Source organism: Cellvibrio sp. 25HG11W-0 (assembly GCF_057815475.1).
This window is the reverse complement of the sequence record NZ_CM174230.1, coordinates 1,581,551-1,606,139: the sequence shown is the minus strand read 5'-3', so window position 1 is coordinate 1,606,139 and position 24,589 is coordinate 1,581,551. Positions and strand designations below refer to the sequence as shown.

General features: G+C 48.3%; 17 protein-coding genes. 11 read left to right on the top strand and 6 right to left on the bottom strand.

Annotated elements, in window-relative coordinates:
* Positions 1–639: 639 nt before the first annotated feature.
* Positions 640–2,154 (top strand): membrane-bound lytic murein transglycosylase MltF, encoded by a 1,515-nt coding sequence (gene mltF / locus AC0KUT_RS06660; RefSeq protein ID WP_488834529.1) that lies wholly within the window; start codon positions 640–642, stop codon positions 2,152–2,154.
* A gap of 258 nt (positions 2,155–2,412) precedes the next feature.
* Here mltF and AC0KUT_RS06655 read toward each other — a convergent pair whose 3' ends face one another.
* Together AC0KUT_RS06655 and AC0KUT_RS06650 are read right to left on the bottom strand one after the other, a co-directional pair.
* Positions 2,413–4,809 carry a TonB-dependent receptor gene (locus tag AC0KUT_RS06655; protein WP_488834528.1) on the bottom strand — a complete coding sequence of 799 codons (2,397 nt, stop codon included), beginning with the start codon at positions 4,807–4,809 and terminating at the stop codon, positions 2,413–2,415.
* Positions 4,810–4,815: 6 nt separating this feature from the next.
* On the bottom strand, positions 4,816–5,319 hold the full coding sequence (locus AC0KUT_RS06650) for a TonB-dependent receptor plug domain-containing protein (RefSeq protein ID WP_488834527.1): 504 nt from the start codon (positions 5,317–5,319) through the stop codon (positions 4,816–4,818).
* A gap of 248 nt (positions 5,320–5,567) precedes the next feature.
* Here AC0KUT_RS06650 and AC0KUT_RS06645 point away from each other — a divergent pair, with 248 nt between their 5' ends.
* The 8 genes from AC0KUT_RS06645 (at position 5,568) to tcdA (ending at position 16,578) form a co-directional block, all read left to right on the top strand.
* The gene (locus AC0KUT_RS06645; protein ID WP_488834526.1) at positions 5,568–5,714 is read left to right on the top strand and encodes a hypothetical protein; all 147 of its coding nucleotides are present in this window, start codon (positions 5,568–5,570) and stop codon (positions 5,712–5,714) included.
* 108 nt (positions 5,715–5,822) lie between these two features.
* Entirely contained in the window at positions 5,823–8,876 is a 3,054-nt protein-coding gene (ydiJ, locus tag AC0KUT_RS06640; RefSeq protein WP_488835660.1) for a D-2-hydroxyglutarate dehydrogenase YdiJ, read from the top strand.
* Between the two features lie 14 nt (positions 8,877–8,890).
* The gene (locus AC0KUT_RS06635; RefSeq protein WP_488834525.1) at positions 8,891–9,271 is read left to right on the top strand and encodes a transmembrane 220 family protein; all 381 of its coding nucleotides are present in this window, start codon (positions 8,891–8,893) and stop codon (positions 9,269–9,271) included.
* A 149-nt stretch (positions 9,272–9,420) separates the two neighbouring features.
* Positions 9,421–12,222: a DUF349 domain-containing protein gene (locus AC0KUT_RS06630; RefSeq protein ID WP_488834524.1), complete on the top strand. Its 2,802-nt coding sequence runs from the start codon at positions 9,421–9,423 to the stop codon at positions 12,220–12,222.
* Positions 12,223–12,343: 121 nt separating this feature from the next.
* On the top strand, positions 12,344–12,583 hold the full coding sequence (locus AC0KUT_RS06625; protein ID WP_488834523.1) for a hypothetical protein: 240 nt from the start codon (positions 12,344–12,346) through the stop codon (positions 12,581–12,583).
* Between the two features lie 347 nt (positions 12,584–12,930).
* Positions 12,931–13,650: a GntR family transcriptional regulator gene (locus AC0KUT_RS06620; protein WP_488834522.1), complete on the top strand. Its 720-nt coding sequence runs from the start codon at positions 12,931–12,933 to the stop codon at positions 13,648–13,650.
* 95 nt (positions 13,651–13,745) lie between these two features.
* Complete coding sequence (locus AC0KUT_RS06615; RefSeq protein ID WP_488834521.1) at positions 13,746–15,560, top strand: sensor domain-containing diguanylate cyclase; 1,815 nt, start codon at positions 13,746–13,748, stop codon at positions 15,558–15,560.
* 208 nt (positions 15,561–15,768) lie between these two features.
* Positions 15,769–16,578 (top strand): tRNA cyclic N6-threonylcarbamoyladenosine(37) synthase TcdA, encoded by an 810-nt coding sequence (tcdA, locus tag AC0KUT_RS06610; protein ID WP_488834519.1) that lies wholly within the window; start codon positions 15,769–15,771, stop codon positions 16,576–16,578.
* A 59-nt stretch (positions 16,579–16,637) separates the two neighbouring features.
* Here tcdA and AC0KUT_RS06605 read toward each other — a convergent pair whose 3' ends face one another.
* Positions 16,638–17,069: a SufE family protein gene (locus AC0KUT_RS06605; protein WP_488834518.1), complete on the bottom strand. Its 432-nt coding sequence runs from the start codon at positions 17,067–17,069 to the stop codon at positions 16,638–16,640.
* On the bottom strand, positions 17,066–17,920 hold the full coding sequence (locus tag AC0KUT_RS06600) for a TatD family hydrolase (RefSeq protein ID WP_488834516.1): 855 nt from the start codon (positions 17,918–17,920) through the stop codon (positions 17,066–17,068). The genes AC0KUT_RS06605 and AC0KUT_RS06600 overlap by 4 nt, the downstream gene beginning before the upstream one ends.
* Before the next feature lie 313 nt (positions 17,921–18,233).
* Between AC0KUT_RS06600 and AC0KUT_RS06595 the strand changes: the two genes are divergently transcribed.
* Complete coding sequence (locus tag AC0KUT_RS06595; protein WP_488834514.1) at positions 18,234–19,175, top strand: GGDEF domain-containing protein; 942 nt, start codon at positions 18,234–18,236, stop codon at positions 19,173–19,175.
* A 132-nt stretch (positions 19,176–19,307) separates the two neighbouring features.
* Here AC0KUT_RS06595 and AC0KUT_RS06590 read toward each other — a convergent pair whose 3' ends face one another.
* Positions 19,308–21,176, bottom strand: coding sequence for a cellulase family glycosylhydrolase (locus AC0KUT_RS06590; RefSeq protein ID WP_488834512.1), 1,869 nt, complete (start codon positions 21,174–21,176; stop codon positions 19,308–19,310).
* A 591-nt stretch (positions 21,177–21,767) separates the two neighbouring features.
* On the opposite strand from AC0KUT_RS06590, the gene AC0KUT_RS06585 reads away from it, so the two are divergent.
* A complete protein-coding gene (locus tag AC0KUT_RS06585; RefSeq protein WP_488834510.1) occupies positions 21,768–22,256 on the top strand; it encodes a signal peptidase II in 489 nt (162 codons plus the stop codon).
* Positions 22,257–22,467: 211 nt separating this feature from the next.
* On the opposite strand, the gene AC0KUT_RS06580 is transcribed toward AC0KUT_RS06585, so the two are convergent.
* Positions 22,468–24,303 (bottom strand): glycoside hydrolase family 9 protein, encoded by a 1,836-nt coding sequence (locus AC0KUT_RS06580; RefSeq protein WP_488834508.1) that lies wholly within the window; start codon positions 24,301–24,303, stop codon positions 22,468–22,470.
* Positions 24,304–24,589 lie beyond the last annotated feature (286 nt).

Genomic DNA, 24,589 nt, shown 5'->3' with positions numbered 1-24,589 from the left:
GAGAAAGCTACAGACGAGCCACACAAAGACAGCAATCAGTATAAACGTCGAAAAATTGACCAAGCATCTTAGATCATCAATCAACCGGACACAAGCGTCAAAAAATAAAATGCAATTAGGTAAGTAGAAATCGGGACGGTATTAGTAGAAAAACCTAATATCGGCCTTCGTTTAGATTAAAAACAAAATCACTAGCCAAAAATCATTTCCACTCAAAGGTTACCTATCACCTCATTTGATTATTTTATGCCACAAAATAACCCGAATCTTTACACTCATTGGGGTAAAAATCCGACGAAAGGCATATAAAAGCACATTCTTTATACGAACTAACCGCTTTAGAAATTGCTATTTTTGCACTATTTACACCTTAAATGCGCTACTTTTAACCCCTCTATTTGCCTCATCCTCTACCACGAACCCCTTGCCACGACTGACGCCTGATCAAATTTCAAGCATTTTACACAGTCCTGGCTATCTCACTTTTGCTCAAAAAACAAGCTAGGCACGCCGGTTGCCCAAAGATAAAATGGCCACATATTTGCACGGGTCAGTAATGGAATAGATTCGGCATGAGTGCACACGCGAAAACGAACACCCTTTCGGGCGCTGCAATTCAGAAAACCGGAGTAACCCCTTATGGATATTCGCAAACCTTTTGTGTTAGTGATTAAGTCCTTTTTTACCAGCCTGTGTTTAGGCTTACTTATTATTACCCACTGCGCACTCTTGGTTCGCAGCGCACCCCCAAGTCAACTTGAGCAGGTGCTTACCTCAGGCGAATTGCGCGTACTGTCGAGCAATGGCCCCACAACGTTCTACGAAGGTGCCAATGGCCTCACAGGCTTTGAGTACAATCTCGCCAAAGGCTTTGCCGACTCTTTGGGCGTAACTTTGACGATGGTCGATGAGCCCAACCTTGGCCAACTCTTAGATTCCGTGAGCCGCGGCCAATATGACCTTGCGGCAGCAGGCTTGACGGCGATTGAAAGCCGTCAGCAGCGTCTGCGTTTTAGCAGTGCTTACATGCAGGTAACCCAGCAATTGATTTACAGCAGCCGCGTGCCTGCACCTACCAGCATTCAGGATTTAGCAGGTAAAGAAGTGCTGGTAGTGGCCGACTCTGCCCACGCCGAGCGCCTACGCGAACTGCAAGCTGAATTTCCCGATTTAAACTGGCGCCAAGTGGCCAATGCTGAAATGATTGATCTGCTCGATATGATTCATAAAGGCAAGGCTGATTATGTCGTGCTAGATTCCAATGCCTATGAACTCAATCGCTACTCCTATCCGCGTGCCAAACTCGCTTTTGATCTCAGTGATCCGCAACCATTGGCCTGGGCCTTTCAATCAACGCGCGATCAAAGTCTATTTAAAGCCGCACAAAAGTACTTTGCACGTATTAAACAAGACGGTTCACTGGCCAAGGTGACGGATAAATTCTTCAACCAACATATAGAAGAAGTGACCACTGGCGAAGCCATGGTATTTGCCTATAGATTGGAAAAACGCCTGCCGCAATGGGCAGATGAAATGAAAAAAAATGCCGAAAAGTTTAATCTCGACTGGCAGCTACTGGCAGCTATTAGCTACCAAGAATCACACTGGAAAGCGAACGCCAAATCTTATACCGGTGTGCGCGGTTTGATGATGCTAACCCAGCGCACTGCACGTGCCATGGGTGTCAGTGACCGCGAAGACCCTGCACAAAGTATTTACGGCGGTGCCAAATACTTTCGCCGCGTACTCGACCGCTTACCCAAGAGCATCGAAGGTGAAGATCGTATTAGCATGGCGCTGGCTGCCTACAATCAGGGCTTAGGACACTTAGAAGACGCACGCGTACTCACCCAGCGTATGGGCGGCGACCCGAATAAGTGGAGCCATGTTGCCAAACACATGCCGCTCTTAGCTAAACAACAATATTACAGCCAAGCAAAACATGGCTATGCACGGGGTTGGGAACCAGTGAAGTTTGTGAAGAATATTCGCAACTATCACAAGATTCTCGCCTGGCATCAAAAACAAAAAGCGTTTCGCTTGGCGACTGCCAATACTGGCAGCATGCATCTTAACGAAGAGACCGAGTTCACCACGCGTGTCAGTCGTCGCAGCAAGCTACAAGGTGACTCTGCAAGCCTGTCAGTGCTTTAGGCCTTAGATATTCCCATATCGCTCTCGTTTAAGAGGGCGATTTGATCCTCACTCTCATTAGTTAAACGCCCCCTCAACGCAAGCTGCCCATAGACAACCTCTGCAACATTAAAAAAACCTAGGCACCGCTGTCAGTAAGCCGCAGGCTCGCCCTGTTGTTTCAATCTAAAAACTACCCGCAAAAAAAAGCCCCGATTAAATTTCGGGGCCAATAAAAAACGGCAAAGATTTTTTAACAACTAAACGTGCGATTAATACTTAAAACTTACCGCTAACACCAAAGGTATAGGTTACACCGGGATTGTAGTAAGACTCAGGTACACCTTCATAACCATACCAAGAGCCAACAGGTTCATTGGTAAGGTTGTAAGCATCAAAGGTTACTACCAAGCTGCCATCATCGCCCAAGGTATAGGGCAAGGTATAGCTGGCAGAGAGATCTACCTGTGAGCGCGCCAATGCATAGCGGAAGCGCGCTGGCAGAGGATCACCGTCGTAATTGTTATCAAGGAAACCACTGGCCTTGGCCATATCTTGGTGATAGTAGGTCATGCGAATCGACAGCGCTTCATTTTCGTAAAAGCCGGTCATGTTATAAGCCCAGTCCGACAGGCCAGTCACCTCCGCTAAAGGGTTACTGGAGTTCTGCTCAATATGGGTGGCACTGGTATCAAAACCTAAGCCTTCCACAATAAAATCAAGCGGTTGCACCCAGGTTATTTCACCGCCGAGCAAGTCGGTATTACCTTTCACATTCAAGCGCGTGGACACAGTGACATTACACACACTCGGGCCGCCACATTGGTTGAGAGAGGTCTGCTGTGCTTCGCCTAGGCTGCTGGTATCCAAACCATAGATTGCGTTGAGATCAGCAAACTTTACCGTTTGATTATCTGTATAGGTAAACCCGCTGACATTTTTCTGGAACAGTGTCAGGCCAACATAACCCATATCGCTAAAATACCACTCACCGCCTATGTCTACGTTCTCAGAGAAATAAGGGTCAAGACCGGGGTTACCCGCACGCGCCGTGTCTATACCAGAACTGCTCCAAGAGGCATTGGGAAACATATCCGCAGGATTGGGCCGCGTCATGGAACGCGACGCTGCAGCGCGCAGTTTGATGCTGTCATTCAGATCATAAACAGCACTGAACGATGGCAGCCACTCTTGATACTCAGTGGTAGTGCTCTGCACAATTTGCGTTGAGGTGTTGAGGCTCGCCACATATTGCTCGGTGTTAACAAAGCGGAGGCCAAGATTAGTGCGCAAATCACGATTTAACACTTGCGATTCACTGTTCACCATTAAATAAGCAGCCGTGTAGGTTTCATCAATATCACCTACGGTTTGCCCAAACGCATCACCGCCACGAGTTGCGCCCTTGACTAACGCGTCGTAGTCATAGGTAGCTTTAATAGCATCGTAATCCAACTGTGCCCAACCGGCGTAACCAATACCAGCACCGTCCATAGTGTGACTAAAATCAGTCGTCATTGGCTTGAGGAAGTCGTTGATATCAGGCGCACCAGCCAGCGTTGCCGCTTGGGCATTACCGTTACCATAAGCTTGCATATTGCGCGCTGCATCGTCGTACGACAGGCCAAACTTAATACCATTGCGATCAGCTTCTTCACCCAAGGCGAAATCCGCATGCAGCCCATTGGTTTCGGTATCGCGTGCATCTATATTGAAGCGAATTGGACCAGAGCCACCGCCACCCCAGTTCCAGCCACTGGTGCCATTCAGATCAAACGTAGAGCCGGGGACACTAAAACTGAAGTTACCCACATTATCGGAACCCAAGGTGTATTGCGTCACGCCCTTAGGTGTGGTGTAAAGCCAAGTAGGCATTACCCGACGAAAATCGGACTCGGTATGGCTAGCTGAAATATTCATTTGCACACCATCAGCTATTTGCCAAGAAAAACTTGGCATCACACTGAGGAAATCCACATCTTCTGTGTAGTCACGCGCTTCAACCCAAAACTGCGAGTTGTACAGCGTCGCCGAACGCACCACTTCATTCTCATCCACCACAACATTCTCGGGAATCAAGCCATCGCTTTTATTGTTGGCACGACGCACCCAGAGCATATTGTCGATACGGTTAAAGTCGCGTGTGGCTTGCGTCGCCATCACATCCAATACAAAGCCCATATCATCATTGGGGCGGAATTCAAAAGAGACTAATTCGGTAGTCGCATTGCGGTCACCTTCAACCTTGGCACCGCGACCTAGGTAGGGCATAAGGCCATGATCAAGCTGGGTAGCGGTAGCACCCGAAGTAGCGAGCAAGTCCAAGGTATCACCCACTGCTACCCCAGGGTGAGTAGCCGCATAATCAGCTGAAGCGACCGGATTCCAGTGGAATTGATTGCGCCCTACCATGCCGGTTTGGCAGCTCAGGCCATTAGCATCAGTGGGCGCGTTAACCAGGCAGCCGTCGGTGTAGCCAATAGTTTCATAGCCATCGACTCGGGATTTCATTTGGCTGGTAGTCACGCCCACTAACAGACCAAAACGATCATTCCACGTATTACTGTAAATAAATGAACCCTTAGGACTCAGCTCTTCATTGATTTCAGCATAGGATCCTTTTAGCGAAAACTTTATTTGCTCGCCGGGTGTATCAAAAGCGCGCGCGGTACGCATATCGACCTATCCAGAAACACCACCTTCCATTTGTGCAGCATCTGCAGATTTAGAAACAGAAAGCTTTGAAAATAGCTCGGTAGGAAACATACCCAAATCCACTTCGCGGCCACGACCACCTGCATCCAAAGCACCATCAGATGCTACGGAAATATTATTGCCGTTCAAATTAACCTTGGTAAAAGATGAGCCCAAACCACGCACAGAAATCTGCAAGCCCTCGCCCGTCACTTCACGGGCAATTTTTACCCCTGGAATACGATTAAGTGACTCAGCCAAGTTTTGGCTGGGCATCTTGCCTATGTCGTCGGCATATACTGAATCTGCAAAGCCTTGGGAATCTCGCTTAGCTTCCATAGCACTTTGCAAGGTAGCGCGATAACCGGTAACCGTTACTTCTTCTAGCTCCGGCTTAGATGTCGCCGCCTCTTGAGCCTGCACCATTGACGCGGCAATGGCCAAACTAAGCAGACTGATTTTGAACAAAGGGAGAGTGTGTGTTTTTAGCATTTTCAATTCCTATGGTTTTATCGTATGCGAAAAGCAGGTCCTCGCTAAATACCCAATAGCCGCTAAACCACGACAGCCACTCCTAACACTCGCTGCCGCACCTAGCTCTACAACCTGCTCAACCGGAGTATCCACAAGAGATGACTCCGTCGAAATCAACTTGCGCACTTGTATACAAGCAGCAATCGAGCGAGATGCTATTACTTGTATACAAGCGTGTCAACGACACCAGAAAGGCCCACACTAAAGTGAGTACGTCAGTAACATCAGCACCTGAAATTGATTCCCAGCATGCTTTGAAACAAACCTCCACCCTACTTTCTGATACTGATGCCGACACCCTGCAAGTACCTGACGCGCACCTATTTAGTACTGATCCCACCACTGTGCGCTAGCGTAAAACTCAACCAAGCGACCCATCCTGAACCGACCTGTTGCTAAGGACTTTAGCCACGCAAGGGAGTACAATGCGCCCACATTTTTCTACTGAATTTCAGAGCGCCATGATTCCACGTATCGACCAAACCTCCCCAGTCCAAGCCCTGTATCTAAACTTCATCGACGCCTTGCGCGCCCAGAACTTTAGCGGCGACCTCAATCCCGACTACGCCAATCGCACAGTACTGGCGACCGATAACTCGATATATCAGGTATTGCCGCAAGGGGTGCTTTACCCGCGCGATACAGCAGATCTAGTGAAAATCGCCCAGCTCAGCCAGCAGCCACAATTTCAGAGCATAGTGCTCAGCCCCCGCGGCGGCGGTACCGGCACTAACGGCCAATCGCTTACCGATGGTTTAGTGGTAGACACCTCTAAGTACATGAATCAAATTCTGGAGATCAACGTCGAAGAGCGCTGGGTGCGCGTGCAGTGCGGTGTGGTGAAAGATCAGCTCAATGCGGCAATCAAACCCCACGGATTATTCTTCGCACCGGAGCTTTCCACCAGTAACCGCGCCACCATTGGCGGCATGATCAACACCGACGCATCAGGCCAAGGTTCCTGCCGTTACGGCAAAACCCGCGATCATGTTCTGGAATTAACCACGGTGCTGCTCGACGGCACTGAATGGACCTCTGCGCCCATCAGCGAAAGTGAATTGGAAGCATTATGGCTACGCGAAGATAAAGTGGGCGAAGCGCACCGTGTGATCGATGCGATTCAACGCGAACATCACCAGCTTATTGAACAAAAATTTCCCAAGCTCAATCGCTGCCTTACGGGCTATGACTTGGCGCATATCCGCGATGAACAAGGCCGTTTCAATCTCAACAATATTTTGTGTGGCAGTGAAGGCACGCTAGGTTTTATTACCGAAGCCAAAATTAACTTGCTGCCCATTCCCAAATGCGCCGCGTTGATCAATGTTAACTACCGCGATTTTAATGTAGCGCTGCGCGATGCAACGCAATTAATGACTGCTGAACCCACCTCAATTGAAACTGTCGATTCAAAAGTCTTAAATTTGGCGATGAACGATATCGTCTGGCACAGCGTGGCAGCGTTTTTCCCCGCGCCTGCCAGCGGCGAAAAAATTCAAGGCATCAACTTGGTTGAATACACCGCTGATAGCGAAGACGAACTAAAAGCCGATGTCAAAAAACTCACCGATCTATTGGACCAAGCTGCGCAAAATGCGGGCACAGGCCGCATTAGCTACTCCATTGCCTGGGGCAGCGATGCCGTGAACAAAATTTGGGGCATGCGCAAAAAAGCCGTCGGTCTACTCGGCAATGTCGAAGGTGAAATTCGCCCTGTGCCGTTCGTAGAAGACACCGCTGTACCGCCCGAAAACCTCGCCGATTTTATCGCCGAGTTCCGTCAAGTATTGGATGACCACAAACTCACCTACGGCATGTTCGGTCATGTGGATGCAGGCGTTTTACACGTGCGCCCTGCGCTCAATATGAAAGACCCAGAACAAGAAAAAATGGTGCGCGTTATTACCGATAAGGTGGTCGCCCTAACCCAAAAATACAACGGCTTACTCTGGGGCGAACACGGCAAGGGCGTGCGCTCGGAATATTCGCCTGCTTTTTTTGGCGAACTCTATCCGCAAATTCAGCGCATCAAAGCCGTTTTTGATCCGCGCAATCAACTAAACCCGGGCAAAATTGCTACGCCCGCCGCTGATATTGAACTGCTCAAAATCGATGGCGTAGTAACCCGCGGCCAGGAAGATCGCAAAATTCCCGTGCAAGTATGGGAAGGCTACAGCGAAGGTATGCACTGTAACGGCAATGGTCTCTGCTACAGCTGGAACCCTAACGATGCTATGTGCCCCAGCTGGAAAGGCACGCGCGAGCGCAAACATTCACCCAAAGGTCGCGCGTCGCTCATGCGCGAATGGCTCAAGCAAATGAGCGAGCGCGGTGTTAATGCGGTCGATGAAAGCAAAAAGCTCAAACACACCAGCTTCCTGTTCAACTTGCCTGCGCGCATTGTCAACACTATCGGTAAAAATCGCGGTGACTACGACTTCTCACACGAAGTAAATGAATCTATGCAGGGCTGCCTCGCCTGTAAATCCTGTGTAGGCCAATGCCCCATTAAAGTGGATGTGCCCGAGTTTCGCGCCAAATTTTTACAGCTCTACTACAGCCGCTACCTGCGTCCACTCAAAGATTATTTTATCGGCGGCTTGGAGTTTATGATTCCCACCCTCGCCAAAATGCCATGGGCCTACAACGCCATGATGAAGCCGCAGTTTATGCAAAAATTTATGGCGCGCTTTGTGGGCATGGTCGACAGCCCCTTGCTCACGGGCATAAGCCTGCATAAAGCCTGTGAAAAACTTGGCGTACATTACGCGACACTTGAAAATATCGCCCAGCTCAGCCCCGAGCAAAAAGCCAAAGCGGTTATCCTAGTACAGGACGCCTTCACCAGTTACTTTGAAACGCCCTTGGTTATCGACAGCTTGCGTTTGCTGCAAAAGTTAGGTTTCACCCCCTTGCTCGCACCCTTTAAACCCAATGGCAAACCGCTACAAGTACACGGGTTTTTAACGGCCTTTGCCAAGGCTGCCGACGCCAATGCGACTCAGTTAAATGGTCTAGCCTCTTCAGGGATTCCACTGGTCGGTATTGAACCGGCCATGACCCTCGCCTATCGTGCCGAATACAAAAAAGTATTGGGCGATAACGCACCCAAAGTATTATTAGTGCAAGAGTGGTTGGCGCAGCATACCGACGTCTATCAAGAAAAAGCCGCGCAGCTTAAAGCCAGCGAATTTTCACTGCTGGCACACTGCACCGAAAAAACCAACGCCGCGGGTTCCATTAAAGATTGGCAAACCCTTTACAGCGCGCTAGGGCAAAAACTAACGATCATCGAAACCGGCTGCTGTGGCATGGCGGGTACCTATGGTCACGAAGCGCAAAATGTGGAGACTTCCAAAAAAATCTATGCGCTCTCTTGGACCAAGGTCGTAAACAATCCAGCCAACGCCAATAAGCTAACGGCCACGGGCTACTCCTGCCGCAGCCAAACCAAGCGAATTGATAATGTAAAACTGCCGCACCCACTGCAAGTGCTCTTGCAGCAAATGCACTAGGCGAAGGGCCGGCCATGAATTGGTTGATACGCACCTCTGCGGGCCTGTTGTCGCTCACACTGTTCGGCTTTGCCGCCTTGCAGTTGAATGACCCCGACCCCATTATCTGGGTAGGCTTTTATAGTATTTGTGCACTGGTGCCACTGTTGTTAGTATTCGGACGTTTTTCGTCCGGTTTGTTCTGGGTAAGCTTAGTACTCTGCGCGGTGCAACTGGGGATAGCCGCACCCGAGGCACTAGCGTATTTACACCACAGTGCTCAAGAACCCTTAATGCAGGCCATGAATCCGGATAAACCCTATATTGAAGCGGCGCGCGAGTTCCTCGGCGCGGCGATTGCTCTACTGTTGGTAGGCGCGTGCAAGCCAATGGCGCGCAAGTTAGGTTTACGCTGAAAATGTTCACTTTCTCTGTTTTATACGCTCGCCTATTTTTTAGATTTACCCATTTTTAATATTCACTGATGTTTCACTGTCGCCACTGACTGGCGACTTCTAATAACTGATCACGACCCTCAACTGATCCCAATAAATACCTGAACTCTATGAAACTACTCAAACGCCTCTTTCAAAAAACACCCCCGAAAATCGCCACAATTGACGAGCAAATTCACGCTCTGGGCGCACAATCTGCCGCTCAGTTAGCGGAAGTCGCACTCGGCAGCGCAGACGATAATTTGCGCGAAGCGGCAATTGCCAAGCTCGCCTATGGCAGCGAGCTGCTAGGCCTTGCTAGCAGCAGCGGCACGCAAAGTGCGCGCATTCAAGTAGCGGCGCGCAAACGCATTTGCAAGCTGCTGGATGACGAAACCATCACGCTAAATACCGTCGCACGCGATATTCCCCAACCAATAGAATTAATGACGGTCATCAGCTACTCCGCCAGCACCAGTCAAGCGGCGCTCACAGGCATAACCGATACCGAATTACTCTTGCAGCTTGCAAGCGAAGCGACTACCACGCAAATTCGCCAAGCGGCGGCGGCACAAATTAGTGCGCGCACACAACTAGAACAGCTGGCTAAAACAGCGCAAAGCAAAGACAAAAATGTGTACAAGCTGGTAAAAGCCAAACTTGATGGATTCAAAGCCCAAGATGCACAACTAGCCGCACTAGAAGTGAGCGCCGAAGCACTCTGCATTAAAATGGAAAAACATATTCATCAAGAAGCCGATGCACTCTTCAAAGCCAAGCTCGGCATATTAGCGCAAGAGTGGGAAATTTTAGCGGCTCAAGTTTCGAGCACCTTACAAGCGCGCTATCAAACTGCCCTGCACGCCTGCGAAGCAAAAATTCAAGCACAAGCAGATGTAATCGCTCAAGAAGAGGAAAAACTTGAACTGGATAAACAGGCAATGAATTTTGCCCAAGCGGCGCTCGCGGATGTAAAAGTACTCGCTAAAGAAATTTATACTGCCAGCCACATTGACGATTTGCTTGCCGTTAATTATCAGCAGCGTTTGCAAGAACTAACGCAAGCCATGCGCTTAGCGGCAAATCGCAACCTGCCGATGGATGCCATCAACAAAGAATTTGAACTGCGTAAACAGCAGGCGCTTAACTTGCTCGATCAAGTAAAAACATCGGGCAGCGTGCAGCAACTCATGACTCAACTGCAAGATGTAAAAGATGCTGAGCTAAGTCAGCAACTGCAACACAAACTCAATCAATTACTCAAACAAGCGAAAGATTTTGGCGATGATTTACCAGATATTATCGAGCAGGCCAAAGCTACTCTCGCACGCTGGAATCAAGAGCGCCGCGAATTAGAACAATCGGCTAAAAATTCACTGCGTGAATTCAGCGAACTCACGCGCAAAGGCCTTTGGGCAGCTGAGCAGGGCTTTGTACGCAAAGCGCGCGGCATCCAAAAAGAACTCGCCGAAAAGCGTCAACAATTATCAGAGCTTCCCAAAGCCATGGAAGCTAAGTTCGAAGACTTTGAACAGCAGCTACTCAAGCTGGGCGACTGGCACGAGTTCGCGGTAACACCCAAAAAAGAAGCGCTTGTTACGCAAATGCAAGAACTGATCGGCAGCGATACCAACCCTGAGCACCTCGCCACCAAAATTCACGAACTGCAAGACAACTGGAAAGAAGTCAGCAAGGGCGGCCAGCAGCAAGACGACGAACTTTGGAATCAATTTCAAGAAGCATCCAAAGCTGCCTACGCGCCCTGCAAAGAATTTTTTGATGCCCAAGCTGCTGTGCGCGACGCCAACCTCGCTAAACGCCAAGAAATGGTAGGGCAGCTGCAGACCTATCTCAGTGCTTACGACTGGCAAAACGCAGTTTGGAAAGATGTTGAAAAAACCTTAAAAGTCGCGCGCCAAGAGTGGCAAGGCTATTGGCCTGTACCACGCAAAGCGGGCAACGATTTACAAAAAGAATTTGAAAACTTGATGGAACAATTATTCGGCAAAATTAGCAGCGAATATGAAACCAACAAACAAGCCAAACAAACACTGATCGAGCAGGCGCAGCAGTTGCAAGACAATAGTGATCTGCGCGCAGCAATTGATACTGTGAAAAATTTGCAAGCGCAATGGAAAACCATTGGCAAATGCCGCTACAAAGACGACCAACAGCTTTGGAATGACTTCCGTCAACACTGTGATGCCGTTTTCGCGCGTCGCGAACAGGAGATGAGCACCGCCAACGAGGAGCGCCAAGCTCAGCAGCAACAAGCCGAGGTATTACTGGAGCGCTTGGACACCTTGGCGATGCAGGATTTAGTCGCCCTCACTGCGGCAAAAGCTGATATTGAAATAATTAAAAGCGAATTTTACGCGTTGGAGTTGCCGCGCGATCACGTCAAGCCACTTACCGCAAAACTGCACGATGCCCTGAATAAAATCAGCACTCAAATTAATGCTGAACGCCACAAGGCTGAAGCGCAGAGCTGGAAAGATTTATACAGTGCCGCCGAAATGATAATCCGCTACGAAAATGCCATTATTACTAAAAGCGATGCAGCACAGATCGATAGTCTCAAAACAGAACTCGATAAACATATAGAGCAAATACCACGTCTACCTAGCGGCTTCGCATCGGTATTACAACAACGTATTGCACTGGCTCCCACTCTCGATGCCGCTACCCAAGAGCAAAATACTCAAACCTTGCATTTGCTCGCCATTCGCGCCGAAATTGCTGCAGGTCGAGAAACGCCCACGGAAGACAAGTCACTGCGCATGGCCTACCAAGTCCAACAAATGCAAGAGTCTTTTGGGCAACGCCAAGACAGCGAAGCACAGTTACTTAACGAGTGGATGGCCGTTGGCGGCGTTAAACCTGACGCCTATGCACAACTGCTGCAACGCTTTAATCAGGCGCAGAGTGTCTAATCAAACAACAACTGCTTTCGGCTGAACACTGAAAGTATGAAATACATAAAAAGGCGAGCCACATTCATTTTTGGCTCGCCTTTTTTAATGCACGCATGCAGAGAATAAATATTTATGGCGTGTGCCAGTAAAACTGGCACTTTGTGCAATAAAACAAGTAAATGAAAGAAACAGCCAAAAAGGAAAGAAAGAAGGAAAAGAAACCAGAGGTAAAAAGGTAAACGAAGAACAAGCAGAAGAAAAGTGCAGACAAAAAAATGGCGGATTGCTCCGCCACAAAAGGTCAAACAACAGGGTATATAGCTTGCTAATGTTAATTACCCTACTAGCAATAGAGCAATCAGCAAGCCAGACCCTGTAAATACTACCACTTGCATACTAGTACATCAATAAGACTTTTCACCCTGCGGTCATCCTCTCAAGCCGAACCAAATTAGCAAAAAAAACGGCCACTAAACTCTAGGGGCACGGCCTTGGTTTTACTAAGAATTGGAAGTGCTGACTTTAGCCTTCTATTATTTACGATGAATTCACTCACATTGAGCAAATAACAAACAATAGAGCTACCCCTCGCTTGATATATCTGCATACTTGAGACAAGATCACCCCGCCCTAAAGCTGCACCTATGGCGGACTCGATTACCGCCCACTGTAAGCGCTAAACCTAAAGCGATAACAGATCACACCTTGCACAGGAGAGACCACATAGTGGCCAAACAGCCCCAACTTATCATGCGCCCAGAATCGAAAGGACTATCCTACGACCGCCCTGCGGCAAGCCAAATTTTTAGCTTTATTCGCGATGCTATTGTGAGCATGGAATTACTACCAGGCCAAATGATCTCAGAAACCGCCCTGGCGCAACAATTCGGTGTGAGTCGCACACCAGTACGCGAAGCCTTAATCCAATTGTCGGGCATAGGTTTTGTTGAGGTACTACCCCAACGCGGCACCTATGTTTCCAAATTCAGTATTGAGAAAATACTCGAAGCTCGCTTCATTCGCGAAGCCTTAGAAGTCGCCGTAGTAAGTCACTTAGCTGCAAATATCAGCAGCGAATTGCGCGAGGAAATAGTCGCCAACTGTGAAAAAATTCTCGTAGAGCAAAAAGTTGCCGCTGATAACGATGATGTATTGGTTTTTCAAAATCTCGATGATGACTTTCATCAAGCCCTCGCAAAATTCACCCAATACAATCGTGTCGCATCATTTGTAGAGGCAGAAAAAGCCCATATGGACCGTGTGCGTAACCTCAGTTTGCATGTCGCGGGGCAATTTAAACGCATACTCAGCCAACATTCAGCGATTATCAAAGCGATTAAAGCAGGTTCCTCAGAGAAGGCCTCAGCAGCCATGAGTGTTCATTTAAAAGATGTTTACAATATTTTAGAAGTAATTCCACAAGAACACCCCGAATACTTTAATTAATCGGCGGGCTTTATTACAGCGTATTACAGGCGCGAAGCAGCCTCAAAAGCCAGTGCTATACTGCTTTGCAACTGTTATTAAAAGAGCCCTACTTCTTGCCAATACCCCATGTTCGCGCCAAACACTGCTCACAATTAAGGAGCATTCTTCTATCGCTATGCTTAATTGTCCTGCAATTACTCTCGGCAGCGGCAAGTGCGCAGGATAAAAAGAATTCAACCACCCCTCCCATCTACAATATCAACAATGCACAAAGCGAACGCCCGCTCGGCTTATTTACCCGTTTCTTTAATGAGCAAGAGGCAATCACACTGGCGAAGCTTGTTAGCTCAGCGCCAGACAACGCCCAACCTAATTGGCTTGCAGCATTGCAGCTTTTTGCTACTGCCCCAACTCAATTGATTCAAACCTCCCGGCGAAATGTACTAAATTTTGGCATAGGTGCCGCACCACACTGGCTGGAGTTACAGGTTCACAATTCCAGTTCAACGCTTGACCGTCAATTGCTCATTAATACCTCTTGGCTGGATCAGATTGACGTGATTCATTTAGATGCACAGCAGCAGTTGTTGGCTAGCTTTACCGCTGGCGATGCTCAAGTATTTGGCGCACGCCCCAAAGGACAAACAGGTTTTAGCTTTTCGCTACAGTTTCCGCCGGGGGATAGCAGGCTACTCCTACGCATTGCCACCGCCGATCCCATGGTACTGCCTATTTATTTAACCTCGACCAGCGAATACCAAGCTGCCGCGATGAAACACTACTACAGCTACGGCTTTAGCTATGGCTACCTACTCGCACTGATTGCCTTTAACGCACTGCTTTATTTTGGTTTGCACGATAAAAACTATTTGCGTTACGCAATTTATTTAAGCGCATTTACCTTTATGAATTTCGCTTACACCGGCCATGGTTTTGCGTGGATTTGGCCCGAAGGCGTTACAGTACAGCGTTGGATTCAGCCCATCGCCATGATTGCTTTTATTATTTCCGGACTAAGTTTCGCCTTAAACTTTCTCGACATTCGTCTACACAGGCCCAAACTTTATCGCGTCACCTGCGCAACTATTGCACTCGCTCTTGTTGCATTAACATTGAGCTTACTTGCGCAGTCGCAAGCTGCAGCGCTCTTAGTCGCTTTTTGTGCCGCCAGCGGCTACACCCTTTTGATGTTTATTATTGGCCTTGCGGTTTACTCTAAAACCAATCTGGTAAGCCGCTATTATTTATACAGCGCAATAGTCGGCATCATAGGTGCTGTCTTCACCACGTTTTCAACATGGGGCTTTATTGCTTTTAGCGAATGGACATTTCGCGCGATTGAATTCAGCATGCTGCTCGAAGCCACACTGCTCGCCTTGGCGCTAGCCGCACGTATTCGCCAAACACAAAAAGCGCAAATCATTGCCGAACAGTTAGCCAATACTGACCCACTGACTCAACTTAATAATCGGCGAGCATTTTATCTCAGTGCCACACAACTCTGGAGCAGTAGCCAGCGCCACCACTTGCCCCTGAGCATTGTTTCACTGGATATAGACCACTTTAAACACTTTAACGATACGCACGGCCACGCCGCCGGTGACTATTTACTCACGTTATTGAGTACTTTTTTATTGCGCAGTGCACGCCAAGACGATGTGGTAGCGCGCTGGGGCGGTGAAGAATTTATACTACTTTTACCCCATACCCATGCCAGCGATGCACTGCAGCTCGCCGAGCGCATTAAAAAAGAATTACACCAAGCTAGATTTGTTTGGAACGAGCAAGTTCTGAATGTCAGCGCCAGTTTTGGCGTCGCGGAACGTCAGGATCAAGACAAAACCATTGATGACTTAATTGCGCGCGCGGATGCTGCACTCTACGTGGCGAAACGCGCGGGCCGCAATCGCGCACAACTCGCGCTGTAATTCCGCGCAACCATTCATCGCTAAAAGTAGAAGCTATTCCAATACGCGGCACCAAATGACAACCGAAAGCCTCAGCACTACGTCATGATGTATAATTTGATGCTGCACAATGCGGTTAACTAGGTTGAAACGCATTCGCACATTCACCATCATATTGATGATTCACATAATTTTGCTGCTTACGACACATGCTTTATTGAGATACTTCATGACCGCCACTACAACCAATGATTTAACACCCGCCTATTTACAACGTTTTAGTGGCTTGGGCCGTTTATATGGTGAAGCAGCATTACCTGCGTTACAGCGCGCGCATTTCGTGGTGATTGGCCTTGGTGGCGTAGGCACTTGGGTCGCAGAAGCCTTAGCGCGCTCGGGTATTGGCGAGCTAACACTTATAGAGTTAGATGAAGTCTGTGTAACCAATACCAACCGCCAGAGTCACGCGCTCAAGTCCACCCTTGGTCAGTCAAAAAACGCAGTGATCAGCGCGCGCTTACTCGATATAAATCCAGAACTGATTGTGCATTCTGTGGAAGATTTTCTAGATCAAGACAATCTCAAAAACCTGATTGGCAAACAGCACAATGTGGTTATAGATGCGATGGACGCCGCGCACATCAAAGCGGCACTAGTCGCCTATTGTTTAGCGATTAAAGTACGTTTAGTAACCCTCGGCTCTTCCGGCGGTAAGCGCGACCCGCGCCAAGTAACCAGCGATGACCTTGGGCGCAGCATTAGCGACCCCATGCTCGCCAAAATTCGCACTCAACTTTACCGCCACCATAATTTTGCGCGCGACAAGAACCGAAAGTTTCGCGTCGATGCGGTTTATTCTACCGAGCAGATGGTCTACCCCAAACCCGATGGCAGTGTGTGTATGGATAAACAAGCACTTGCGGAAGGCGTCAAACTTGACTGTGCAGGAGGATTCGGTTCCAGCGTTATGGTAACCGGCACTTTTGGCTTTGTGGCTGCCGAAAAAGCCATTAGTCGCTACTTAGAAAAAGTGCTGTAAACACAACAGCAGCTTGCCTCATGTTTTGCCTTCTTCAGATTGTTTCATTCTCAACACATTTATACTTTCGCACAGTCCTGCACCCGCACTATCAAGGCGGCAATACCGTTATTGCGCGAAGGTGTTAAATGCTTCGCCAAGCCACCACTGCGCAAAAGATCATGTAAATCCAAACTGGCGATAGCCGCAGCCGTTTTTCCCTCCACTTGGCTCAATACCAGCGCCGCTAAGCCTTTAATAATGCGGCTATCGCTATCAAAGAAAAAATAATGCTGCTCACCGCGCTGCATATGCCCCAGCCAAGCGGCTGTTTCACAACCTTTGAGCAATAAGCCTGAATGCCGCAGTGTTGGCTTAGGCTGAATTAATCCACCCCAGCTGGTTAAATAGCGATATTGCGCCTGCCAATTATTAGCGCTGTTCAAATGTGCAGGTGATACATCAGAAAGATCATCTGCGTTGATTTCACGTAAAAAAAGACTTGCACTCATGACCCTAATCCAAAAAGCTTTAGGCTATTTTCGCGTGTTTGCGCGGCTATGTGGGCAAGCGGCTCGGCGCGCAATAGCGCTAGCTGCTGTGCCACCTCAGGAATATAAAGCGGGCTGTTGCGCTCACCTTGGCGCCCACTCAATGGCATGTCCGGCGCATCGGTTTCCAACAACAAATATTCCAGCGGAATTTTTCGCAGCGCTGCGCGGGTTTTTTGCGCGCGCACATAACTAATTGTCCCACCCACGCCCAAATGAAATCCCAATGCAACAAATTGCAGGGCCAACTCATAACTGCCACTAAAGCCGTGAATAACACCCCCAAAGCGAGGGGGATTGTCTTTACACAGCTGAATGACATCAGCATGGGCTTTTACACTGTGAACAATTAAGGGCAGCTTAAATTCGTTCGCTAAATCGATATGCCAATGCAAAAGCCGCCGCTGTGTGTCCATAGGTGTAGCAATCATCTTATCCAGCCCCGTTTCACCTATAGCAAGACAACGGCGCATTGGCGTCTGACCAACTACAGGCTCAATAGCCGCTACTGAGCGATCCTCTTCAAGTAGTTCGCGCAAGGCTCTGGCGTGTATCGCTAACGCTTGCTCAAGCCCAATGTCATCATCCTGTGTTAGCTCAGCAATCCACCAAGGGTGAATGCCCAAGGCATAATAGATACCTTTATAGCTGGCACATATTTGTCGTTGCCGCGCCCAATATTGTGGCGCGACACCGGGAATAAGTAAGTGCTGCACACCCAGCGCCTGACACGCGCGCCACAGTTCATGCCTATCCGCATCAAATTGAGCAAAGTCAAAATGACAGTGACTTTCAAAAAAACAATAATTCATTCGTGACCACTTAACCCTATAACAAGGCCTGAATTACACAGACACCATTCACATCGGTAACCTTAGCAACGTATACACTTGCATTTTTTGCGATGAGCACAGCCACTCAAACACTTAAAACACGAAAGGTCTTTGTACTCATTATTCATTAAAACCAAGGTTTAATAGATTTTTTGTAGATAATAAAGCATTCGCATAGCCACACTTTTCAACTATGCTTGGTTCAACACTTCGCTTTTGAAACACAAAAGCAGACGCAGAGGAAGCCGCCGTCGAGATGTTTGCCAATTCCAAAAACATATTCCAATGTAGGATGGTGTATCTATTTGCATCACTGAGTACGCTCGGCATAACCCCCATCGCTATAGCAAGGGTTTTCAGAGGCGAACTACTCAATGCCGCATTGGACGTGTTCATCATCTTGGCGGCCGTGTACAGCGCCTTTTATACCTATCAAAAAGGCCAGGTTACGCCCAAAATAGCCAATGTTACCGCTATTTTTTACAGCCTCGGTGCCATTATCGTTATCTATTTAAACGAGCCCTTTTTTATCTTTTGGATATTTCCAATTTTAATTGCTAATTTTCTACTCCTAAACCCCAGCCCTGCCCTCGTCGTAAACCTAGTTGCCATAACCGCCATTCTCCCCATGGCTGCTCGTCTTGAAAGCAACATTCAGCTATTTTCGGTTATTTCATCGCTGCTCATGTGCGCGACTATGGCCTATTCATTCGCACGACTCACCCAACGCCAGCAAAATTTGCTGGAAGGCTATGCCACTCAAGATGTGCTAACTCAGCTGGGTAACCGCCGCGCCATGGACTTGGACTTAGCACTCGCCATTGCCGATTTTACCCGCAGCCAAGCGCCCGCTTGCCTAATATTGTTAGATTTGGATTTATTTAAACATGTTAATGACACCTATGGGCACGCCACCGGCGATAAGGCACTTACAGATCTGGCCGACATATTAATTATGCGCTCGCGCAAAACCGACCGAGTTTTCCGCTACGGCGGGGAAGAGTTTGTGCTGCTGGTTCGCAATACAGGATTAAACAATAGCCTTGCCATTGCAGAGCAGTTACGCGAACACATTGCCGCCAACCTAAAAACCCCTGCAGGAAATCTCACAGCATCCTTTGGCTGCGCCCAACTGCATGAGAATGAAACCTATGAAGAGTGGTTCGAACGAGCCGATAAAGCGCTCTACCGCGCCAAACAACAAGGCCGTAACTGCGTAGTCGCGGCAGACTAAACCTAGCTTCCACACAATCAAAAGTGCTGCGCAAGAGAGCGACATCTAAGCAATCACTCTAAGTGATTGAGCACAAAAAAGGCGACACCGAGGTGTCGCCTTTTTCATTTCGAACAAACAGCTATTCAGCGATTACTTTGCATTCACTATGGCTTGTATCAAGTTTGGATAAAGTTGATTGCCCGTAGCGCGATCAAACAGCGCCATGCCGCCATCACCGCCGTAACCGTTATCCCAATACATGGGCACCATGCCGTGTTGCACGGCAGAACCGGTAATGTATTGATTCCAGTAAACGCGGTAGATTTCGTTATCTGACACATTAGCGCGCGAGACTACACCGTACTCACCCAAAATAACGCCTACGCCCTGATCCACGTACTTGCTCTTCATTTTTTGGAATTGCGCATCGGTATAGGATTCATTCGCCCAGGTTTCAGTTGCACTTGGGTTAGTCGCATTTTTGCCCCATTGGGTAATATTGCTGCTGGTATTTAAGGTGAAGTTGTAGGGATCGTAATAGTGAACTTCCATCATTAAACGCTTACTGGCGCTGTCGGTAGGCAGCTTGGCAAAGTTAACGGTGTGATCGATATTGGTATTAAACCCTTGCACTACCAAATGACGCGTTGCATTTTTACCGCCGGTCGCACGCACGGTCGTCACAAAAGTTTGGTTGAAACTATTTTGCGCGTTGTAGTATTCAGCCGTTGGCGTGCCATAGTCACCATCCACCATCACCTCATTGGTACCTGCAAACAAAACACGATCATCATAATCGCGGAAGCGTGTAGCAATTTGCGTCCACATAATGCGTAGACGATTATTCACATAGGTTTGCTGTGCCGCCGTAGGCTGCATCCAACCGCCATCCCAGTGAATGTTCATCACTATGTACATATCCGCATTCAGGGCGTAGTTCACCACCTCGTCAACACGGTTCATCCACGCGGTATCGATCACAAAATTAGACGCATCAGAGAAGCGGCTCCAAGCTACCGGCAGGCGAATCGAGTTAAAACCCGCGGCCTTAACGGCGTTAATAAGGTTTTGCGATACCTTGGGGTTACCCCAGTTAGTTTCGCCACCTATAGCATCCAAAGAATTGCCTATATTCCAACCCTTACCCATCAACTTCGTCAGTGCAACGCTATCCACACCACCGGTACTAGGTGCGCTCGATGATGACTTAGCAATAGAGCTAGGCGCAACCGAACTCTTAGGTACTGAGCTAGGAGCCGCAGAGCTTGGGGCTATTGAACTGGGTGCGGTAGAGCTTTTTGTACTTGATGCTGTACAAGCAGCGCCGCCCACTAAACCATAGGGTGCAGGCTGAGTCATACAGGTAGAGACCGCGATACAGCTTTTGTTGTTCTCCCAGCCCCAGCCACTTTGTGTACTCGTACAAGCAGGATAAAGCGTGCCGTACCAATTGCACTGCTTAGCACCCGTCGTACAGACAGCAGGAGATGATGATTGAGCAACAGAGGACGGAGCTACTGATGACTTAGGAGTTGATGAAGGCGCGATTGACGACTTGGGTGTTGATGACGGTGCTTTCGATGAAAGTGCAGTCGATGAAGGGGCAGTTGATGAAGCAGGCGCGGAAGATGCACCAACCCCACCACAAATAGCCCCCGTCACCACTGGCGTCTCAATGGCGCCATTGGTCTCAACCTGCATGCCAAAAGACACTTTCTGCCCAGGTTGAATACTGCCATTCCAACTGAGATTAGACGCACTGTAAGGATTAGAACCACTGAGTGTCGCATTCCAGCTGCTGCTAATGCGGTTATTCACATAAGCCCAACTGACATTCCAACCATTAATCGCGCTGGTGCTCGTATTAGTAATTTCGATACTGGCCGTACCACCAGCACCCCAGCTATTGCTAACAATGTACTTACAACTTGCAGTTTGTGCCGTAGCGGCTTGCGCCGCAAATAGGCTAGCGCCCATCAGCACCGCCAAACCATAGTGTTTAAACCGTGATAGCTTCATTCTTATGTCTCCAATCGTTATTTATTATTTGAGGTAACACTTAGAAAGCCGATTAGGTAAAGCAACCTACTGCAGGGGAACCCCCTAAAAGGGATCAATCTAGGTTGACCTATGCGTACAACTCAAAAATCGCCCTGTACAACGGCATCGACCAAAAACAGCCTTAAGGCGCACACTGGCTTCTAAGGAATAATTAATATCACGAATGGAAAATTATTTATATGCAAAAATCACATTTATGTAAGATATATAGGAATAATGGCGACAATCACCTTTTGACCTAGACGCAAGGCAAAAACGGAGAAGTCTTCGCCCCCTACCAACCATCGAAGGTCGCATTCAGTAGAGTAATAAAGACAGCAACCAGAACAGCGGCAAATAACGTGTGCAGCACCGTTTAAATACTTGATTGCCATCTTTAGGCGACAAAAAAGGCTAATTAAGCGATGTAAGGTTGTGCCTTGTCGATAGCGTCTAAAGCTGTTCAAATGGCACACGATTTAAAACAGCTCGCTAAGAAGAATTTTGTTTTTTAAAAGCTTAATTTTTCCGCAGTCTCGTTAGTGGTTTATCAGGATTATGGAGTTGTAGATGAAGGTTAAAATATTGTTAATGTTATTTATTTTTTGCCCTCTGCTTGGGTGTGATCGTTACACCAAAGAACAAGCCGTAATTCTTCTCAAAGGCCAAGAACCACTATCACTGCTTAATGGTATTTTTAGCCTTACCTATTATGAAAATACAGGCGCAATGCTAAGCCTTGGAGCAAACTTACCGGATGAATTACGGTTTCTTATTTTTACTTTTATCATTGGTTTGGTTCTGACAGGTGGTTTATTTTATGTCCTAGTAACACCAATGGGAAAATATAGCTTTACTGTAGGGTTACTTATACTTGCTGGCGGGTTTGGCAACCTATATGACAGGGCTCTAAATGAAGGCCGCGTGGTGGATTTCATGCTATTGCAAATAGGACCTTTAAAAACCGGTGTATTTAATGTTGCGGATATCGCAATTATGGCTGGCCTGCTTGGTTTTGTTTTTATTTCAAGCAAATGGGGAAAACAATTAAATCGGTAAGAGGGAGTTTCTAGATCCACCTCCCCACACTATACAGCGAGATATTCTGGATCATCTGTGCCCCTTAAATTTTATATTTTAAGCGCCCCCCTAACCAACTAAGTACACCCCCATACTGCGCCCACCAATAAAAAAACCAGCAACAAAAAAACCCAGCAACAAAGTTGCTGGGTTTGGCGATGACAAATATCAAAACACTACTTTAACCGCGCTATTTTTCCGTTAACACTTGCACGGCAGCCGACACATAGACCAAAGGTGCATTCCAGTTAATGGCAATTTCATTACTGGCGTAGCTGCACTGATCATCTAGGTATGACTTGGCGGGAATATTCGATGGATATGAAACCGAACAACCTGCTTTATCTTGCTGACCCGGTTGCGGGCCACCAGCGATAAAACCAGGAATGGGCGCGGCTACGCCATCCGCTTCCGAGGGGCGATGATGGGGATGCAGTGTCGACTTAGCACCGAAGCCCGTCACGAAGGAGAAGTCCGTCGCGTTGCGCCCCAGCACATAATCCAAGAGGTCTTGCGCGGCGTTTAAATAATTCGCTTCTCCACTTAAACGATTAGCTTGTATCAACATTAAGGCCTGATTGAGCACGACCGAATTACTTCCCCATACAAAATTTTGCGTTTGCATGCTTACACCATAGGCAGATGCAGCGCGCACAGCCAGCAAGCTATCGGCCAAACCGAGAATGCGACTGGAAATTAGCGCTTGATCTGCAGCAGCCGTTAACTGGCTGCGATGTTGCGCCAAAGATACCCACGCCAACCCTTTCACATCCCCCCAAGACGGTACAGTCGCTGGCGTATTTGCGGCGTCCATGGACTGGTAATAGGTATCTTTCGCGGTGGTGATATAAAGCTCGGCAGCAGCCCATGCCCATTCATCACTTAGGTTTCTATCACCATATTCACCGGTGCGCACGTCAGCAGGCTGTTGATAAAAAATGGCAGGATTGGCTTGCGCCCACACCCAAGCACTTTCAGCGGCCGTGAGCATTTGTGCTGACAGCGCTGTATCAAATGGTTTAAGTACACGACTGGCTGTTGCCATTACCGCGGCAAAATCGAGCGCGGCGGCCGTGGTTTTTTGCACCATATAACGCGGGCTGGTGGCTTTGTCGGGCATCACTGAGCCATCGAAATTAAGATTGGTGAGTTTGTGATAGACGCCGCCGTCATTGGGGTCCTGCATGGTCAGCATCCACTCGAGATTCCACAGGGTTTCATCCAGCAAATCAGGCAGGGTATTACCGCTCTCGGGAATGGCGAGATTTTGGTCGTTAAAGTACGCGGGAAAGTGCTCATAAGCCGCGAGCAAGCTGTAAGTCGCAATGCCGGAGTTCACGATGTACTTATTGTAATCACCCGCGTCATACCAACCCTTAGGGCTGGAAACCTTTGTACCCGTGGGGCGCTCAGCGCTGGCGGCTGAAGCGTGAATTAACACTTGGGTATCAGGGTGCCCAAGGGGGCGCGCATAAACACCGGCATATTCAGGCGTAAGCTCCATGCTCGCGCGGTTGTAATAAAACGCCTTAATTGCAGCGGCATTTAGTGCCTTATAGGCATCTGCCTTAATCGCAAAACTATGGGACTTTGCGACACCGTCAACTGCGAGCTGGTAGTCGCCAGCGTCTTGCACGCTAGAAAAATCAGCTAACTTGACGCTCTCTTCCGAGGGTGCCCAGGTTTTTGCTGCAGACAAAGTACCTGTCATCACCACTATGTCAGTACCCGCCTTAAGCAGGCGAAACTCGGTTGCCGCCACATCGGGCACCACCGCGAGTTTTTTAGCACTGGGCAAAAAGCCCAATTGATTCAATTTTATCTTGGCCGTAACCAGCGCTTGGCTACTAGCCGCATTGCTACTCATGGCGGGCGTGCTCAGAGTAACCGCTGAGCTGCTTATACTGGCAACACTTGAAACCGATGTATTTTTACTCGGAGACGTATTATCACCTGCGCAGGCGGCAAGCACCAAGGGCAGCGCCAGTAGAAAAAGACATTTACTTGAACCTGAATAGGTAGGCATAGCACACTCCTTAAAAGCCATTCAGAGCCCTCGCTAGGTATAAAAAACCTAAGCAATACCCTGAATAACCGATTGTTATAATTTTGTGGGAACGCCCAATAAGAAGGCCGTGGTTTTAGCCTAACGCAAAAATGGCGCCGCGCCGCGTTGAATAACCTGACTTTACAAAAAAGCATCGCCACGCACACACGCAACCTAGGTCCGATTTGCCTTTATAACGCCACCTTTCTAACACCACCTTTATAGCCTCACCGCTATTACCCTGCCTTCTTCAACAGCCACTCAC